The sequence below is a fragment of the Paracraurococcus ruber genome (assembly GCF_004353985.1).
Lineage (GTDB): Bacteria > Pseudomonadota > Alphaproteobacteria > Acetobacterales > Acetobacteraceae > Paracraurococcus > Paracraurococcus ruber.
This window is the reverse complement of the sequence record NZ_SMOA01000106.1, coordinates 1-17,194: the sequence shown is the minus strand read 5'-3', so window position 1 is coordinate 17,194 and position 17,194 is coordinate 1. Positions and strand designations below refer to the sequence as shown.

Sequence of the window (17,194 nt, the reverse complement as noted above, 5' to 3'; positions counted from 1 at the left end):
CTGCAGGCCAAGGCCGGCGCGCGACCGGCGGCGTGGCGCCGTGGCGCGGGTGGCCGCCGGCCCGCCCCCCGTCGCACCGGGCAGCGGGCCCGCGGCACATGATGCCTGGTCGCCAAACCGCCAGCCGGGGGGCACCGTCGTCGCGCGCGGACCGGAGCGGTGCGCCGCCGGCGTGGCGGCTTCGGGCCCGCCGCGATGCCCATGCCGCGCCGCGGCGGGGCAGGCCGGCATGAGGCGCGCCGGCAACGGCCGGCGACTCGGCCGGGTGCTGCGCGGGCTGCTGCCGCGCGGCCTGCTCGGCCGCTCCGTCCTCATCATCCTGGTGCCCATGGTGGTGCTGCAGGCGGTGGCGCTGCAGCTCTTCTATGGCGGGCATCTCGACGTCATCTCCCGCCGGCTGGCGGGCGGCGTCGCCGGCGACGTGGCGATGCTGGTCGAGCTGGTGCGGCGGGAGGAGCCGGAGAACCGCGCCTGGATCTTCCGCGAATCGCTGTGGAAGCTGGACCTGGCGCTGGCCTACGAGGAGGGCGCGCGGCTGCAATTCGTCGCCCGGCCCGCCAGCCTGCCGCTGCTGCCGCTGGAGGAGGACCTGAACACCGCGCTGTGGGAAAGGCTCCGACTGCCCTTCGACACCGACTGGCAGTCCGACCCGCGCAGCGTCATCATCCGGGTGCAGCTGCCGGAAGGCGTCCTGCATGTGGAGGCGCCGCGCAAGCGGCTGTTCTCCGCCACGCTCTACCTCTTCGTCATCTGGCTGGTCGGCTCGGCGCTGCTGCTCTCCGGCGTCGCCATCGTCTTCATGAAGAACCAGGTGCGCGCCCTGCGCCGGCTGGCGGATGCGGCGGAGGCCTTCGGCCTGGGCCGCGACATCGGCGCCATCAAGCCGGAGGGCGCGAGCGAGGTGCGGCAGGCCGGCATGGCCTTCAACCGCATGCAGGAGCGCATCCGCCGCTTCGTCGGCCAGCGGACGGAGATGCTGGCCGGCATCAGCCACGACCTGCGGACGCCGCTGACCCGCATGCGGCTGGCGATCGCCATGCTGCCGCGCGGGCCGGAGGTGGAGGAGGACCTGGCGGCGCTGACCCAGGATGTGGAGGAGATGGAGCGGATGACGGCCGCCTACCTCTCCTTCGCGCGCGGCGAGGGGACGGAGCAGTCCCGCCCCGCCGACCTGGTGGAACTGGTGCGGGACGTCGCCGCCAATGCCCGCCGCACCGGCGCGGCGGTGGAGGTGGCGGCGCCGGAGGCGCTGACCATGCCGCTGCGGCCGGATGCGGTGCGGCGCTGCCTGGGCAACCTGATCGACAATGCCGGCCGGCATGCGCGGCGCATCGCGGTCGGGGTGCGGACCGTGCCGCGGGCCGGGGAGGCGGGGCCGGGCGGCGTCGAGAAGCTGCTCTGGGCCGAGGTGACGGTCGACGATGATGGCCCCGGCATCCCGGCCGCCGAGCGGGAAGGGGCCTTCCGGCCCTTCCACAGCGGGTCCCCCGACGGGACGGGACTCGGCCTCGCCATCGCCCGCGACATCGTCCGCGCCCATGGCGGCGACATCGCGCTGGAGGAGAGCCCGCTGGGCGGGCTGCGCGCCAGGCTGCGCCTGCCGGTGTGACCAGTCGTGCCCCCGGAGATGATGGAGGGTGATGTCGGGCACGGTGCCGCCCGGGCGCCGCGGCTATCTGCCGGTTTCGCGCTGTCCTCGACGTGCAAGCCCCTGATACCGGCCAGCAGAAATCCTGACATCTGCTGGCCGGTATTGCGCGCAGGGTTACCGGGTCGGCATCTCGGCCTCGCCGCGATGCCGACCCGGTAAGGCGGCTGCGCGCCAACCGCACTGATCCCAGCCGGCAGTCGTCATGCTGGCCGATATGAGACCGTCCATCCTCTGGGGGGAGGATGGGCGCACCGTCCATGCGCGACGCCTGGGCAAGGAAATCCCCCGGGTGGTGCGGACGGCGCCTGCTGCGGGTCCGAGCGGCATTGCTTCGGAGCCGGCATCGGCCAGGAATATCGTGTGCGGGCGGGCCTTGATTCGGCGGCGGGACTTGCATCCAGCCAAGTTTGCGTGGGCCGCAGGCCCGATGCGGTGCCGGTCAGCGATCCTGGTGGGTCCGCCGCATGACGGCGGCGGCATCAACGGCCGATCTGCACGTCTCCTGATCAGGTGCGGCGGACCATGCGATACTGCATCGGCCGCGGCGCTGCTGTCCGACGGGCGCTGCCGGGTGTCGCTCCGCCTCTGGCCCATGAGATCGGACGAGCGTCTCCCCATCGTCGCCGCGGAGCAGCGCAATGCCGGCGGTTCGACCTGTGCGGGTATGGCGGCCGCACTGCCTGCGCTGGCTAGGGCGTCGGAAGCCCGACATATCTTTGACCGGCCAAGGCATGGAATGTGCCTGGGCCGATCAGTGATACTCAGGGTCCCGCCCTGCCACGGCGCAGCATCAGACCGCCGAGTACAAGCGACGTGGCAAAGAGCAAGGTCGATGATGGCACCGGGACAGCTTGGGCCGGCGCCACGACCAGATCATCGGAAATCTGGTTGACAAGCCCGCCCTCGAAGAAGGTGAGGGACGCCACGTTTCCAATACTCGTCGATGCGATCCTCAAGCTGCAGCAGTCGCCTACCACCGGCGGCTGGCCGGCTCTGGTTCCGGCATAGCTGAAGGTGATGACGACGCCGGCGACGACCGTCCACCGGTTCAGGGGTGAAGATATCTCGACATATCTGCCCACGCCGAACCCGGTCGGGGCGGAGAGAACCTCGACCTCGAGGGGTTTTTGGTTCGCCGTATTGTCGGCGAGACCCCGGGCGATGCCGGTCACCGGGCCGATGGCGGGGATGAAGGGGTTCGTGAAGCTGAAGGTGAAATCGAGCAGGGCGGCACGCGCCTGATGCGGCGCCGCCAGGACCAACAAGGCAGCGAAAACGGTGGCGTACACGCGACGCATTGATCGGGCTCCAAGGATGAGACCGGCGCGAGCGACGCTGCTCTGCCGGGACCTCTCCATGATTCGAAGCCCTTGCATGGCCCTGTGCGGCCGGCAACTCGCTGCGTATCGACCATGGCGGCGGCGTAGCAACCGGTGGGAATCCCCTGCGGCGGTCTGGCGACAGGCATTGCTCAAGGCGGCGTTCGGGCATTTCCCTGAGGGATTCCGCCGACGCCAGGTTGCTGCGCGCGTCGTGTGTGCCCGGCCGTGCCAGCGCCACGGTGCAGGCCTAGTCCGCCGTCCTGCGATCACCGGACCTACCCGGAGCGGGTCGCTCCTTCGCATCCGCCCTGCACTGCGACCTGCGGCCGACCCCCAGCTGCAAGGCGGCATACGCCGCGGATCGCAGACACCGGCATCCGGCAAGCCGTCGGCACCTGCTCAGGTCCCGCCGGGCTCCCGGGACGCGAGCCCGACAAGGTCGCTCACCACGGCCTCGAACATCTCGGTCGTCAGCTTGCGCGTGGAGGTGTTGTAGCGGCTGACATGGTAGCTGTCGGCCAGGCGCAGCCCGCCGGGCAGGTCGTGCAGCGCGCCATGGGCGAATTTCAGCCGCGCCGCCGGGACGCCGAACACCCGCAGCAGCGCGTTGTGCGCCAGCACGCCGAGCGCCAGCACGACCCGCAGGTTCGGCATGGCCGCCAGTTCCCCCGCGAGGAACCCGTTGCAGGCGCGGATCTCGGCCGGTTCCGGCAGGTTGGCGGGCGGCACGCAGCGGACCGCGTTGGTGACGCGGCAGCCGGTCAGCACCAGGCCGTCATCCGGCCTTTCCTCGTAGGTGCCTTCCGCCAGGCCGAAGCGCAGCAGGGTGGCATAGAGCAGCCGGCCGGCATGGTCGCCGGTGAAGGGCCGGCCGGTGCGGTTCGCCCCCCTTTGTCCCGGCGCCATGCCGAGGACCAGGATCCGCGCATCGCGCGGCCCCCAGGAGGGGACCGGCGCATTGTGCCAGTCCGGGAAGGCGGCCCGGTTGGCCTGCCGCAGCGCGGCCAGACGCGGGCAGAGCGGGCAGTCAGGCGGCGGCTGCGCCGGCTCGGCGGGAAGGGTCATCGCGCGCGGCAACGCCCGGGCCGCCCGATCGTGCCGCCTAGTCCGTCAGGTCCGGGGTTTCGCGGAAGGGATCGGCCGGGGTGGCGCGGGCCGCGCTCTGGGCCGGGCGCGGCGCGCCCATCGGGGCGCGCTGCCGCGGCTCAACCTGCCGGCGGGTGATGTGCTCGGCGAGGTCGGCGAGGTCGATGAAGGCGTCCGCCTGCCGCCGCAGGTCGTCGGCGATCATCGCCGGCTGGGTGCGGATGGTGGAGATCACGGTGACCCGAACGCCGCGGCGCTGCACCGATTCCACCAGCCGGCGCAGGTCGCCATCGCCCGAGAAGATCACGGCATGGTCGAGATGCGGGGTGAGGTCGAGGACATCCACCGCCATCTCGATGTCGACGCTGCCCTTGACGCGGCGGCGGCCGGTGGCGTCGGTAAACTCCTTCGCCGGCTTCGTCACGACGGAGTAGCCATTGTAGCCGAGCCAGTCCACCAGCGGCCGCAGCGGCGAGTACTCCTCCGTCTCCAGCAGCGCGGTGTAGTAGTAGGCGCGCACCAGGTAGGACCGCTGGCGGAAATGCGCCAGGAGGTTCTTGTAGTCCACGTCGAACCCCAGGGTCCGCGAGGCCGCGTAGAGATTGGCTCCGTCGATGAAGACGGCGACGCGTTCGATACGCTCGGGCTGCAAGCTGTTCGCTCTCGAAATTTGAGGCATGCCGGGTCGGCACCTTTGCATATTAGTATGGGATCGGGGACTTGTAAGCGAGAAATCGGTGATCCTGATCGCGCTAGGGGCGAACTTGCCGGCCGCCGCCGGTGGGTCCCCGCTGGAGACCTGCCGGGCGGCGGCGGCGGCGCTGGATGCTCTGCCGGGACTCCGGCTCCGCGCCCTGTCCCGCTGGTACCGCACCGTGCCGGTGCCGCCGTTGCCCGGCGCCCCGCTCTTCGTGAATGGCGTGGCCCGGCTGGAGGGGGAGGGGGCGGATCCGGCCCGCCTGCTCGCCGCCCTGCATGGCATCGAGGACCGGGCCGGCCGGCAGCGCCCCTATCCCGATGCCCCGCGCACCCTCGACCTCGACCTCATCGACCTCCATGGCCAGACGCGGGACCGGCCGGACCCGGTGCTGCCGCATCCGCGCGCCCATCTGCGCCGCTTCGTGCTGGACCCATTGCGGGACGTGGCGCCCGCCTGGCGGCATCCGGTGACCGGGGCCACGGTCGACGACCTGATCGCCCGGCTGTCCGGGGACCCGCCGCCCGAGCCCATTCGCTGACGCCGTCAGGGTGGGCATGCCCGGTCCCGGGCGCCAGGGGGGCGACCGATGACATTCTGTAGCGAAACACGTTGCAACATGACGGGGCGCGGCGCCCGGGCACGCCGCCGCGCCCTGCCGGCTGCCGCGGGGCCCGACGCTGGCCGGGTGCCCGCCCCTGCTCCGCCTTGCATTGCTGCGGTGCGGTGGCTATCTGGAGAGCTCCGCCGCAGCTGTGCGCCGCGGGCTGCCGGCCCGCCGCCGCCCCCGAAGAAATGAGGCCGAGATGGCGCGCGTCACCGTCGAAGACTGCATCGTGCAGATCCCCAACCGGTTCGAGCTGGTGCTGCTGGCCGCCCAGCGCGCCCGCAACATCGGCCGCGGCGAGGAGATGACCGTCGACCGGGACAACGACAAGAACCCCGTCGTCGCCCTGCGCGAGATCGCCGACCAGACCATCTCGCTGGAGGCGGTGGAGGCCGACCTGATCAAGTCGCTGCAGCGCGCACCGGAGCCGGAGCCGGCGGAGGAGGAGGTCCTCGACCTCATCGCCACCGACGAGAACATCTTCGGCGTCATGGACGTGAACGAGGAGTTGCCGGCCGATGGCGCCGGCCTCGAGGAAATGTCGCCGGACGACCTGGAAGCCGCCATCGCGGCTGAGCTGGGCGGCGCCAAGCGCTGACGCGGCCCGATGACCGCAGCGCGCCGCGCGCAGGTCTGAACCGGGCCGCCCGAGCCATGCGGCCCGATGACCGCAGCGCAGTGCGCGGAGGTCTGGATCGGTCCGCCCGTCATCCAGGGAGGCGCCATTGACCACGCGCGACACCGGGCCCCTGCAGGCACCGGTGCCGCGCGCGCCGGCCCCCAGCGCGCCCGAAGGCGTGCCGGCCGGCCTGGCTTCGACCCCCCTGCCGGTGCCGGGGCTGGAGGACGCGCTGGCGCTGGCCCGGCGGGTCGCCGCCTACGATCCCAAGGCCGACATCGCCCTGCTGGAACGCGCCGGCCAGACCGCGGCCGAGGCGCATGCGACGCAGAAGCGCGAGAACGGCGACCCCTACATCACCCATCCGATCGCGGTCGCCAACATCCTGGCCGACTACCGGCTGGACGGCGCCACCATTGCCACCGCGCTGCTGCACGACGTGGCCGAGGACACCAGCTTCGGCCTCAAGGAGATCGAGAAGCGCTTCGGCGCCGAGGTCGCCCGCCTGGTGGACGGCGTCACCAAGCTGACCCGGATCGAGCTGCAGTCCGAGGGCACCAAGCAGGCCGAGAACCTGCGCAAGCTGGTGCTGGCGATGAGCGAGGACATCCGCGTCCTGCTCGTCAAGCTGGCGGACCGGCTGCACAACATGCGCACGCTGCACTTCGTCCTGAAGCCGGAGAAGCGGCGCAAGACGGCGCGCGAGACGCTGGAGATCTTCACGCCGCTGGCCGAGCGCATCGGCATGGACGCGCTGAAGACCGAGCTGGAGACGCTGTCCTTCCAGGAACTGCATCCGGAGGCGCGGCAGACCATCGCCGCCCGCCTGACCTTCCTGCGCGGCCAGGGCGCCAACCTCATCAAGGACATCGAGCAGGACCTGAAGCGCGTGCTGCGGCAGCACGGGATCGAGCCGCTGGACGTCACCGGCCGGGAGAAGTCGCCCTATTCCATCTGGCTGAAGATGCAGAAGAAGAACGTGGCCTTCGAGGCGCTCTCGGACGTCATGGCCTTCCGCGTCATCGTCGAGGACCGGGGCGCCTGCTACGCCGCGCTGGGTGCGGTGCACGACGCCTATCGCGTGGTGCCGGGGCGCTTCAAGGACTACATCTCGACGCCCAAGACCAACGGCTACCAGTCCCTGCATACCGGCGTGACGGTGCCGGAGCGGCGGAATGCCAAGATCGAGGTGCAGATCCGCACCCGCGAGATGCACGAGGTCGCCGAGAACGGCGTCGCCGCGCACTGGATCTACAAGCAGGGGCCGGAGCCCAACACCGCCGCGCGCAACCAGAAGCGCTATCCCTGGGTGCGGGCGCTGCTCGACATCCTGGAGAATGCCGAGGGCGCGCAGGATTTCCTCGACCACACCAAGCTCGAGCTGCATCGCGACCAGGTCTTCTGCTTCTCCCCCAAGGGCGACCTGATCGAGCTGCCGCGCGGCGCGACGCCCGTCGACTTCGCCTATGAGGTGCACAGCCAGGTCGGCGACAGCTGCGTCGGCGCCAAGGTCAACGGCAAGATCGTCCCGCTGCGGCACCAGCTGGAGAACGGCGACCAGGTCGAGATCATCACCGCCCGCGGCGGCCAGCCCAACCCGGCCTGGGAACGCTTCGTCGTCACCGGCAAGGCGCGCGCCCGCATCCGCCGCTTCGTGCATGCCCGCCAGAAGGAGGAGCACCGGGAAAGCGGCCGCGCCGCCGTCGTCAAGGTCTTCCGCCAGGAAGGGCTGGATGCCAGCGAAAAGGTGCTGGAAGGCGCGCTGAAGCCGCTGAAGCAGCCCGGCCTCGAGGATCTCTATGCCGCCGTCGGGTCCGGCACCCTCTCCCCGCGGGAGGTGCTGCATGCCGCCTTCCCCGAATTGCGCATCCCGCCGCGCGCGATGGACACGCTGCCGCTCAACCGGCCGCGCGGCAGGCTGGGCGCCAGCCCGCTGCTCGGCCGGCCGGAACGGCCCGGCGCGGCGAAGCCGGTCGCGTCCGCCGGCCTGCCGGTCACCGGCATCGTCACCGGCATGCCCTACCACTTCGCCGGCTGCTGCCACCCGCTGCCGGGCGAGCGCATCCTGGGCATCGTCACCACCGGCAAGGGCGTGACCATCCATGCCGCCGACTGCCATACGCTCGAGAATTTCTCGGCGACGCCGGAACGCTTCCTCGACATCGAATGGGACGACGGCTCCTCCGCCCATCGTGTCGGCCGCATCCTGGTGGAGACGCGGGCGCGCAACTCGGCGCTGTCGGCCCTGACCGAGACGGTGGCGCAGAACGACGGCGCGGTGACCGGGCTGAAGGTGCAGCACCGCGACGCCGACGCGATCGAGGTGCTGCTGGACGTGGAGGTCGCCGACCTGCGCCACCTGGAGCGCATCATGGCGGCGCTGCGGGCGCCCGCCGACAACCTGCGCGTGGAACGCCAGCGCGGATGATCCCCCGCCGATGATCCTGGGCATAGGCAACGACGTGGTGGACATCCGCCGGATCGAGCGGGTGCTGGACCGCCATGGCGAGCGCTTCATCGAGCGCGTCTTCACCGCGGTGGAGCGCGCCAAGGCGGAGCGGCGGACGGAAAAGCTGTTCGCCGCGACGCTCGCCAAGCGCTTCGCGGCGAAGGAGGCGGCGTCGAAGGCGCTCGGCACCGGCTTCGCCGCCGGCGTCTTCATGAAGGACCTGGGCGTGGTCAACCTGCGCTCCGGCAAGCCGACCCTGCAGATGACCGGCGGCGCGGCGGAACGGCTGGCCGCCCTGACGCCCGCCGGCCATGCGGCGCAGGTCGACCTGACGATGACCGACGAATACCCCTATGCCAGCGCCATCGTCATCATCTCGGCGGTGCCGCGGGCGGGATAGGCGGCGCCCGGGCCGCGGCGTAACCTCCCGCCCCGAACGCGGGAGGAGACCAGCATGAACGCACTCGACCTCAAGGGCCGCGTCGCGGCCATCACCGGCGGGGCGCGCGGCATCGGCCTCGCGGTCGCCGAGCGCGTGGCCGCCAGCGGCGGCCGTCCCGCCCTCTGGGATGTCGACCTGGCCGAGGCGGAGCGGCAGGCCGCGCGGCTGGACGGCTTCGCCGCGAAGGTGGACGTCACCGACTACGCCTCCATCGAGGCGGCGCTGGCCGCGACCGAGGCGGCGCTCGGCCCGCTCGACATCCTCGTCGCCAATGCCGGCATCACCGGCCCGAACGCCACCGTGGACCAGTACCCGATCGAGGCCTGGCGGCAGGTGATCGAGATCGACCTGACCGGCGTCTTCGTGTCCTGCCGCGCCGTGGTGCCGGGCATGCGGGCGCGCAACTACGGCCGCATCGTCAACGTCGCCAGCATCGCCGGGAAGGAAGGCAATCCGAACGCCGCCGCCTATTCCGCCGCCAAGGCCGGCGTCATCGGCTTCACCAAGTCGCTGGGCAAGGAACTGGCGCAGACCGGCATCCGGGTGAACTGCGTCACGCCCGCCGCGGCGGCGACCGACATCTTCAGACAGATGACGCAGCAGCAGATCGACTACATGCTGTCGAAGATCCCGGCCAACCGCTTCGCCCAGGTGGAGGAGATCGCCGCGCTGATCGGCTGGCTGGCGACGGAGGATTGCAGCTTCTCGACCGGCGGGGTGTTCGACGTGTCCGGCGGGCGCGCGACCTACTAGACACGTCCGGGCGAAGGCATTCCCCGTTGGGCGCCTCTGGCGCCCAACCCCCCATCCGTTTCCGGGAGCCTGCCAACCGTCAGGCGGCGGCGGCCGCCTTCTGGTCCCGCAGGATGGCCAGCGCCCGGCGGAAGGCGTCCGCCATCCGCTCGGTCGGCATGGCGCCGCTGAACAGCACATGGCCCGACAGCGCGAAGGTCGGCACGCCCGAAAGGCCAAGCTGGCGGAAGCCGGCATCCTCCTGCACCACCTCGGCCTCGCCCTGGCCGCTCGCCAGCATGTTGGCGGCATCCAGCGCCGAGAGGCCGGCCTCGCCGGCCAGGGCCGCCAGCACGGCGCGGTCGCCGATATCCTGGCCCTCCTGGAAATAGCCGCGGAACAGCCGCTCCACCACCGCATCATGCGCCGCCGGCCCATGCTCGCCGGCCCAGCGGATCAGCCGGTGGGCATCCACCGTGTTGGGGGTGCGGCGCATCAGCGCATGGCGGAACTCCACCCCCGCCGCGGCGCCGGCGGCCGCGACCTGCGCATCCAGCTCCCGGCTGCGCGCGACGCTGCCGAACTTGGCGGCGCGGTAGGCGTCGCGCTCCACCCCCTCCCGCGGCATGTCGGGGTTGAGCTGGAAGGGGCGCCAATGCACCTCGAACCGCTCGCCCTCCGCCGCCAGCAGGGCCAGGGCGCCTTCCAGGTTGCGCTTGCCCACCCAGCACCAGGGGCAGATGGCGTCGGACACCACGTCGATGCGCGACGCCGCGCGCGAGAGCGGCAGCGGCGCCACCGCCCCGGCCGCCGGCGACTCCTGTCCCGTGGGGCACCCCTCCGGTCCGCAGGCCGTGTCCTCCGTCACCGGGTCCGTCATCGCCCGTCTCCTCATGCTGCGGGTAACCTCGGGCCGGCGGGGGCAGGGTGCAAGGCCTTGCCAGCCCGGGCCGGCATGGCGAATTGGGCGCCGCGGAGCAGGGAGGGGCGGCATGCGCACGCAGGTGGGGATCGTGGGGGCCGGGCCGGCCGGGCTGCTGCTGGCGCATCTGCTCCACCGCGCCGGGATCGACAGCGTCATCCTGGAAGCCCGGTCCCGCCCCTATGTCGAGGAGCGCATCCGCGCCGGCCTGCTGGAACAGGGCACGGTGGACATCCTGACGGAGACCGGCGTCGGCGACCGGCTGCACCGGGAAGGCCTGCCGCATGAGGGGATCGAGCTGCGCTTCGACGGGCAGGGCCACCGCATCGCGCTGACCGACCTCACCGGCAAGCGGGTGACGATCTATGGCCAGCAGGAGGTGGTGAAGGACCTGATCGCCGCCCGCCTGTCCTATGGCGGGCCCTTGCTGTTCGAGGTGGAGGATGTCTCGGTCCACGACCTCGAGGGCGACTACCCGAGCATCCGCTTCCGCCACGAAGGCCGCGACCAGGTCCTGCATTGCGACGTCATCGCCGGCTGCGACGGCTTCCACGGCGTCTGCCGGGACGCGATCCCGGACGGCGTGCTGCGCGCCTATGAACGGGTCTATCCCTTCGCCTGGCTCGGCATCCTGGCCGAGGCGCCGCCGGCCTCGCATGAGCTGATCTATGCCCGGCACGAGCGCGGCTTCGCCCTGGCGACCATGCGCAGCACGAGCCTGGCGCGGCACTACATCCAGTGCCGCCCGGACGAGGACATCGCGGAGTGGCCGGACGACCGCATCTGGGCGGAGCTGCATGCGCGGATGGCGGGGCGCGACGGCGTCTCGCCCATCAAGGAAGGCCCGATCCTCCAGAAGGGCGTGACGGCCATGCGCAGCTATGTGGTGGAGCCGATGCGGCATGGCCGCCTGTTCCTGGCCGGCGATGCCGCGCATATCGTCCCGCCCACCGGCGCCAAGGGCATGAACCTGGCGGTCGCCGACATCATCGTCCTGGCCCGCGCGCTGGAGGCCTTCTACCGCGGCAAGGGGATGGCGCTGCTGGATGCCTATTCGCGGACGGCCTTGCGCCGCATCTGGAAGGCGCAGCGCTTCTCCTGGTGGATGACCAGCATGCTGCACCGCTTCGACGGCGACGATCCCTTCGAGCACAAGGTGCAGGTGGCGGAACTGGACTACGTCTGCGGCAGCGAGGCCGGCAGCCTGACGCTGGCGGAGAACTATGTCGGGCTGCCGATGGAGGCCTGACCCGGGCCGGGGTCGGGGGGGCGCCCGATCTCCCGGCGGGGGCGCTTGCGGGGGCGGCGCCCCCTCAAGCCGCGAGGATGGCCTCGACGACGCCTTGCACCTCGAGGGCTTCCTGGAGCGTCGCCAGGTGGTGCGGTTCGCCGCGCGTCATCGCCGCCACGCCCGCGAGTTGCCGTTGCAGCACCAGCGGCCGCATCCGCTCGTTCGGCAGCGCATCCGGCGCCTGCCGCCAGGTGCCGTCTTCCGCCAGCCGCTCGGCGAAGGACCAGTCGCGCAGCCGGATGGCGCCGCCCGGCCCCCGCAGCGTCCAGGTGTTGTGGTCGTCCTTGTCGGTGATGCCGACCCCGCCGCGCAGCGAGACGGGCGTGCCGCCGGCGGTCAGCCGCGCCTCGATCGCCGTCTCCGACCCGTCGCCCGGCGGGAAGCTCGCCCGCGCCTCCTGCAGCGCCAGCGGGCCAAGCTGCCGCCGCGCCAAGAACAGGAAATGCGAGACCACCTCCCGCGTGAAGCCGCCCTCGGCGCGGCGGGAGAGCCAGGGGGCGGCATCCCGCTGCCAGCCGCGCGGCCAGGTGGCGAAGGCCACCTCGATGGCCAGGGACTGCGCCGGGCCGGTCGCACCCTGGTCCCGCCAGGCGCCGAGCTGCGCCACGGCGGGGGAGGAGGCCATGGGGAAATTCACCGCCGCCCGCGCCCCCGCGGCCCGGGCGACGAACGCCGTGGCGGCGGCCAGGTCCACCGCCAGCGGCTTTTCCAGGAACACCGCGCGGCCGGCGGCCAGCGCCGCCTCGGCCAGCGGGACATGCGCCGCGGGCGGCGCGGCGATGTAGAGGCAGTCGCAGGCCGCGATCAACGCCTCGGCCGAGTCGCGCAGCGGCACGCCGCCCGCCACCCCGGCCAGCCGCGCCGCCGCGGCCGGGGCGGGGTCCCAGACGCCCACCGGCCGGACATGCGCCGCGGCATGGTCCAGCGCGGCGCGCAGCAGCCGCTCCCCCATGATGCCGAAGCCGATGATGCCGAGGGCGATCGGGGCCTGCATGCGTCTCTCCTGCCGGTGCCTGGCCCCCCTATGCCATGCCGCGGCCGGCTTGCCGCCCCTCCGGCGCGGCGGCATGGTCCGCGGCCCGAGGAGGAAGACCCGCCATGTCCGACGACACGCCGCTGCTGGTGACGCGCGAGGGCCCGGTGGTCCGCGCGACCATGAACCGCCCGGCACGGCGCAACGCCCTCTCCGAGGCCATGGGCGCGGCCTGGGATGCGTTGCTGGCCGACCTCGCGCGGGACCAGAGCGCGCGCGTGCTGGTGATCGCGGGCGCGGCCGGGCATTTCTGCGCCGGGCTCGACCTGACCGAGGTCGCCAGCGACGAATCGCCCGAGGCCAAGCTCGCCCGGCAGCAGGCGCGCAACCGCCGCACCGGCCAGCGCTTCGCCGACATCTCGGCGCTGCCGCAGGTGGTGATCGCGGCGGTGGAGGGCTCCTGCCATGCCGGCGGCCTCGGCTTCTGCTGCTCGGCCGACATCGCCTTCGCCGCCGCCACCGCCCGCTTCGCGGCGCCGGAGGTGCGGCGCGGCCTGGTGCCGGCGCAGATCCTGCCCTGGCTGGCCCGCCGCACCGGCCGCACCGCCGCGACCCGCCTGGTCCTGGAAGCGGCGGTGATCGAGGCGGCGGAGGCCGCGCGCATCGGCCTGGTGCACCAGGTGCTGCCCGACGCGGCGGCGCTGGAGGCGCAGGTGCAGGCGACGATCGCCGCTGTGCTGGAGGGCGCGCCGGGCGCGCTGGCCGAGACCAAGGGGCTGCTGGCGGCGCTCGGGCCCATCTCGCCGGACGGCTATGCCGAGGCGGGCGCGGCGGCCTTCGCGCGCACGGCGTCGAGCGAGGAGGCCGCCGAAGGCATCGCGGCGTTCAAGGCCAAGCGGAAGCCGCGCTGGGCCGCATGAAGACTGCGGGGGAAGGCACGTCCCCCGCACCCCCTTCGTCTTCTCCGAGTCTAGATGCGCCGGATCATCAGCCCACCGCCAACCGCCAACTGCACAGCGACCACGAGGAAGGGGAAACCCCAGCCGCCGAGCAGCGGCACCAGCGCGCCGAACAGCGCAGGCCCCAGCACATACCCGCAGAAAACCACCAGCGTAGACCCGCTGGTCGCATCCTGGATGCGGGCGGGCGGCGCCAGCCGCGCCACCTCCGCCATGACGATCCCGTTCCAGGATGCCGCCAGGAACCCGTTCCCCACCGCCACCGCCGTCAGCACCCAGGCCGGCGTGCCCGCCGGCAACAGGCCCAGCAGCGCCAGCATGCCCGCCGCGGCGAAGGCCTGCACCACCAGGTTGCGCGCCGCCCGCCCGGTGCGGTCCGCCAGCCAGCCCAGCGCGATGCGCGCCACGATCCCGGCGCCCTGCATGGCGGCGAAGACCGACCCGGCGGCGACCAGGCCCATCCCATGCGCCTCCACCAGCCAGGTGACGCAGAAGGCGAAAAGGCAGCCCTGCGCGACCGCGAAGCCCAGGCCCAGCACGGTCAGCGGCAGCAGCAGCGGATCCACCCGCAGCGCCGCGAAGGGCGCCGCCAGGTTCGCCCGCGCCAGCAGGGCGCGCGGCGAGACGCCGCGGGCGCCGTCGCGCTCGACATCCAGCGCGGCGCGCAGGGGCTGGATGGCCAGGGCGCAGAGCAGCGCCAGCGCCACGGCCAGCGCCAGCGTCGCCGGCCAGCCGAAGGCCGCCGCCGCCGGCGCCGCGAGCAGCCCGGCCAGTACGCCGCCCGCCGGCGCGCCGGCCTGCTTGATGGAGAAGATCAGCGACCGGTGCCGCGCCGGCGCCGTGGCGGCCAGGATGCGGCTGCCCGCCGGCGGCGTCGGGCCATAGCCGATGCCCAGAAGCAGCGCCGCGCCCAGCAGCGCCGGCAGCGTCCCGAAGCCCGCCAGCAGCAGCCCGAGCGCGGCGACCGCCGTCCCCGCCTGCAGCGCCCGCACCGGTCCCAGCCGCGCCAGGATGGCGCCGCCGAACAGCAGGAACAGGATGGTGCCGATGGCCCCGGTGGCGTTCAGCGGCCCGATGCTCTCGGGCGGGATGCCGGCATCGGCGGTCAGCAGCGGCGCCAGCACCGGCAGCAGCTGCCCCATGCCGGAGGCGACGGACTGCATCAGCAGCGTGGCGGCAAGCGGCGCGATCCAGGGGGCGGGCGTCACGCGGCAAGGGTAGGGCGGATCCCGCCGCGCGCGAATGCCCCGGCGCCGTGGGCCAGGCATCGCCCGGGGCGGGGCCGGTGCGTCGCCCGCCCGGCCGGGCACCTCCCTGGCCGCCCTCCGGCGCCCGGGCGGCCGCCCCGGTTGCAACCGCGCGGTGGCGCTGTCGCCCTCCAGACCGGCGCCGCGGCCCGTGCCGCCTTGCCAGCCATCCGGCCGCGCGGGAGCATCGGCGCGACGCATCACGGGAAGGAAACGGCATGTCGGGCAGCGGCGGAGCGGTCGGGTTCATCGGCCTGGGCATGATGGGGCTGCCCATGGCGCGCAGCCTGCTGCGGCGCGGCCGCAGCCTGGTCGCCTGCGACACCAGCACCGAGGCGCGCGCCGCCCTGGCCGAGGGCGCAACGCCCGGCGCGCTGCGCTTCGTCGACGACCCGGCCGGCCTCGCCGACGCCGCCGACATCGTTGTGCTGATGCTGCCCGACAGCCGGGTGGTGGCGCAGGTGATGGAGGGCGCGGGCGGGCTGCTGCCGGTGCTCCGGCCGGGGCAGCTCGTCATCGACATGGGCTCCTCCCTGCCCGGGGAGACGCGGCGGCTGGCGGCGCTGGCGGCGGCGCGCGGCGCCATGGTGATGGATGCGCCGGTCTCCGGCAGTGTGGTGAAGGCCAGGTCCGGCACGCTGGCGATCATGGCCGGCGGCGACGATGCCGCCTGGGCGAAGGCGGAGCCGGTGCTGCGCGACATGGGGGAGGCGCTGATCCGCACCGGCGCCGTCGGCAGCGCGCATGCGATGAAGGCGCTGAACAACTACGTCTATGCCGCCGGCCTGCTGGCGACGGCCGAGGCGCTGCGGATGGCGGAAGCGGCGGGGCTCGACCTCGCGGTCTTTGCCGATGTGCTCAACGCCTCCTCCGGCCGCAACGTCGCCACCGAGACCAAGGTGAAGCAGGAGATCCTGCCGGGCCGCTACCAGGGCGGCTTCCAGCTCGGCCTCATGCGGAAGGACCTGGAGACGGCGGGCACGATCGCGGCGGAGACCGGCTTCGATGCCCGCGCGCTGGAACTGTGCCGGTCGCTCTGGGCCGATGCGGTGGCGGCGCTCGGCCCGAAGGCCGACAACACGGAAATCCACAAGGTCCTGGGCGGCGGCCGGTGACCCGGCGTCCGGACCGCGGCCTGGGCGGCGCCCGCCGCCGCGCCCTCCTCCTCGCGCCGGGGCTGCTGGCCCTGCCGGCGCGGGCGCAGGCCTGGCCCGACCGGCCCGTCCGCATCGTCGTCGCCTTTCCCGCCGGCAGCGTCACCGACACGCTGATCCGCCACCTGGCGGAGCCGCTGGCGCGCGAGCTCGGCCAGCCGGTCGTCATCGACAACCGCCCGGGCGGCAACGGCGTGGTGGGGACCGAGAGCGCGGCCCGCGCCGGCACCGATGGCCTGACCTGGTGCGTGCTGTCGGTCACCAATGGCGCGCTCGCGCCCTATCTGGTGCGGCGGCTGCCCTACGACCCGCTGCGGGACTTCGTGCCCATCGGCTTCCTGGCCGAGACCGCCTATATCCTGGTCGTCCGGGCCGACCACCCGGCGCGCGACCTGCGCGGCCTGGTCGCGCTGGCGAAGCAGAAGCCCGGCGAGCTCACCTTCAGCTACGGCAACCAGAGCGCCCATATCGCCTCCGCCACGCTGGCGCGGATGGCGGGGGTGGAGATGACCGGCATCCCCTATCGCGGCGGGCCGGAGGCGCTGACCGACGTCATCGCCGGGCGCATCGACAGCACCTTCACAGACATCCCGGCCGGCGCGTCGCAGCTGCAGGAAGGCCGGCTGCGGGCGCTGGGCATCACCCAGCCGGAGCCCTTCGCGCTGCTGCCGGACATCCCGCCGGTCGGCACGGTGCTGCCGGGCTATGGGTTCCGCTTCTGGTTCGGCATGAGCCTGCCGGCCGGTACGCCGCCCGGCATCATCGCCCGCGCCAATGCGGCGATGAACGCGGCGCTGGCCAGCGCGGAGTTCGGGGAGCGGGTGGCGAAGCTCGGCTATGTCCCGCGGCCGACCGAGCCGGCTTGGTTCAACGCCTTCCTCGCCGGCCAGATCCGCGACCTGGGCGAGCGGGCGCGGGAGGCGGGGATCGAGCCGGGCTGACGGCCCGGGCTGCGGCCCGCGGCGCGGTCGCCATGACGGCCGCGGGGCATGCCGCATGGCCGGCCCGGCGCGCCGAGGCGTCGGCCGCCGCGGCTGCGCCTG

General features: G+C 73.1%; 16 protein-coding genes. 10 read left to right on the top strand and 6 right to left on the bottom strand.

All coding sequences use genetic code 11. The features are described 5' to 3' along the window. Positions 1 to 229 precede the first annotated feature (229 nt). A complete protein-coding gene (locus E2C05_RS18115) occupies positions 230 to 1,609 on the top strand; it encodes an ATP-binding protein (RefSeq protein ID WP_133221056.1) in 1,380 nt (459 codons plus the stop codon). 803 nt (positions 1,610 to 2,412) lie between these two features. On the opposite strand, the gene E2C05_RS18110 is transcribed toward E2C05_RS18115, so the two are convergent. From E2C05_RS18110 to E2C05_RS18100, 3 genes are all read right to left on the bottom strand, one after another. Further along, on the bottom strand, positions 2,413 to 2,949 hold the full coding sequence (locus E2C05_RS18110; protein WP_133221055.1) for a PEP-CTERM sorting domain-containing protein: 537 nt from the start codon (positions 2,947 to 2,949) through the stop codon (positions 2,413 to 2,415). Between the two features lie 423 nt (positions 2,950 to 3,372). Then, positions 3,373 to 4,038, bottom strand: coding sequence for a uracil-DNA glycosylase (locus tag E2C05_RS18105; RefSeq protein WP_133221054.1), 666 nt, complete (start codon positions 4,036 to 4,038; stop codon positions 3,373 to 3,375). A 37-nt stretch (positions 4,039 to 4,075) separates the two neighbouring features. Beyond that, positions 4,076 to 4,738, bottom strand: coding sequence for a LabA-like NYN domain-containing protein (locus E2C05_RS18100; protein WP_133221053.1), 663 nt, complete (start codon positions 4,736 to 4,738; stop codon positions 4,076 to 4,078). Here E2C05_RS18100 and folK point away from each other — a divergent pair. The 5 genes from folK to E2C05_RS18075 all read left to right on the top strand — a co-directional run bounded on the left by folK (position 4,737) and on the right by E2C05_RS18075 (position 9,626). Continuing rightward, positions 4,737 to 5,297, top strand: a complete 561-nt coding sequence (gene folK / locus E2C05_RS18095; RefSeq protein WP_133221052.1) for a 2-amino-4-hydroxy-6-hydroxymethyldihydropteridine diphosphokinase — start codon at positions 4,737 to 4,739, stop codon at positions 5,295 to 5,297. The genes E2C05_RS18100 and folK overlap by 2 nt on opposite strands. Positions 5,298 to 5,562: 265 nt before the next feature. Next, entirely contained in the window at positions 5,563 to 5,961 is a 399-nt protein-coding gene (gene rpoZ, locus E2C05_RS18090) for a DNA-directed RNA polymerase subunit omega (RefSeq protein ID WP_133221051.1), read from the top strand. 127 nt (positions 5,962 to 6,088) lie between these two features. Beyond that, positions 6,089 to 8,410 (top strand): RelA/SpoT family protein, encoded by a 2,322-nt coding sequence (locus E2C05_RS18085; RefSeq protein ID WP_408901621.1) that lies wholly within the window; start codon positions 6,089 to 6,091, stop codon positions 8,408 to 8,410. A gap of 10 nt (positions 8,411 to 8,420) precedes the next feature. Beyond that, entirely contained in the window at positions 8,421 to 8,831 is a 411-nt protein-coding gene (acpS, locus tag E2C05_RS18080) for a holo-ACP synthase (protein WP_133221050.1), read from the top strand. A gap of 54 nt (positions 8,832 to 8,885) precedes the next feature. Beyond that, positions 8,886 to 9,626 carry an SDR family oxidoreductase gene (locus E2C05_RS18075; protein ID WP_133221049.1) on the top strand — a complete coding sequence of 247 codons (741 nt, stop codon included), beginning with the start codon at positions 8,886 to 8,888 and terminating at the stop codon, positions 9,624 to 9,626. 79 nt (positions 9,627 to 9,705) lie between these two features. Here the strand turns inward: E2C05_RS18075 and E2C05_RS18070 are convergent, their stop codons facing one another. Then, the gene (locus tag E2C05_RS18070; protein ID WP_133221048.1) at positions 9,706 to 10,485 is read right to left on the bottom strand and encodes a DsbA family oxidoreductase; all 780 of its coding nucleotides are present in this window, start codon (positions 10,483 to 10,485) and stop codon (positions 9,706 to 9,708) included. Between the two features lie 112 nt (positions 10,486 to 10,597). Here E2C05_RS18070 and pobA point away from each other — a divergent pair, with 112 nt between their 5' ends. Further along, the gene (pobA, locus tag E2C05_RS18065; protein ID WP_133221047.1) at positions 10,598 to 11,776 is read left to right on the top strand and encodes a 4-hydroxybenzoate 3-monooxygenase; all 1,179 of its coding nucleotides are present in this window, start codon (positions 10,598 to 10,600) and stop codon (positions 11,774 to 11,776) included. A gap of 64 nt (positions 11,777 to 11,840) precedes the next feature. Here pobA and E2C05_RS18060 read toward each other — a convergent pair whose 3' ends face one another. Then, the gene (locus E2C05_RS18060; protein ID WP_133221046.1) at positions 11,841 to 12,812 is read right to left on the bottom strand and encodes a Gfo/Idh/MocA family oxidoreductase; all 972 of its coding nucleotides are present in this window, start codon (positions 12,810 to 12,812) and stop codon (positions 11,841 to 11,843) included. A gap of 104 nt (positions 12,813 to 12,916) precedes the next feature. Here E2C05_RS18060 and E2C05_RS18055 point away from each other — a divergent pair, with 104 nt between their 5' ends. Then, positions 12,917 to 13,711, top strand: coding sequence for an enoyl-CoA hydratase/isomerase family protein (locus tag E2C05_RS18055; RefSeq protein WP_158292215.1), 795 nt, complete (start codon positions 12,917 to 12,919; stop codon positions 13,709 to 13,711). Positions 13,712 to 13,761: 50 nt separating this feature from the next. Here the strand turns inward: E2C05_RS18055 and E2C05_RS18050 are convergent, their stop codons facing one another. Continuing rightward, complete coding sequence (locus E2C05_RS18050) at positions 13,762 to 14,958, bottom strand: MFS transporter (RefSeq protein ID WP_158292214.1); 1,197 nt, start codon at positions 14,956 to 14,958, stop codon at positions 13,762 to 13,764. 257 nt (positions 14,959 to 15,215) lie between these two features. Between E2C05_RS18050 and E2C05_RS18045 the strand changes: the two genes are divergently transcribed. Beyond that, positions 15,216 to 16,112, top strand: coding sequence for an NAD(P)-dependent oxidoreductase (locus tag E2C05_RS18045; protein WP_133221043.1), 897 nt, complete (start codon positions 15,216 to 15,218; stop codon positions 16,110 to 16,112). After that, a complete protein-coding gene (locus tag E2C05_RS18040; protein ID WP_158292213.1) occupies positions 16,109 to 17,092 on the top strand; it encodes a Bug family tripartite tricarboxylate transporter substrate binding protein in 984 nt (327 codons plus the stop codon). Before E2C05_RS18045 ends, E2C05_RS18040 begins: the two co-directional genes overlap by 4 nt. Positions 17,093 to 17,194 lie beyond the last annotated feature (102 nt).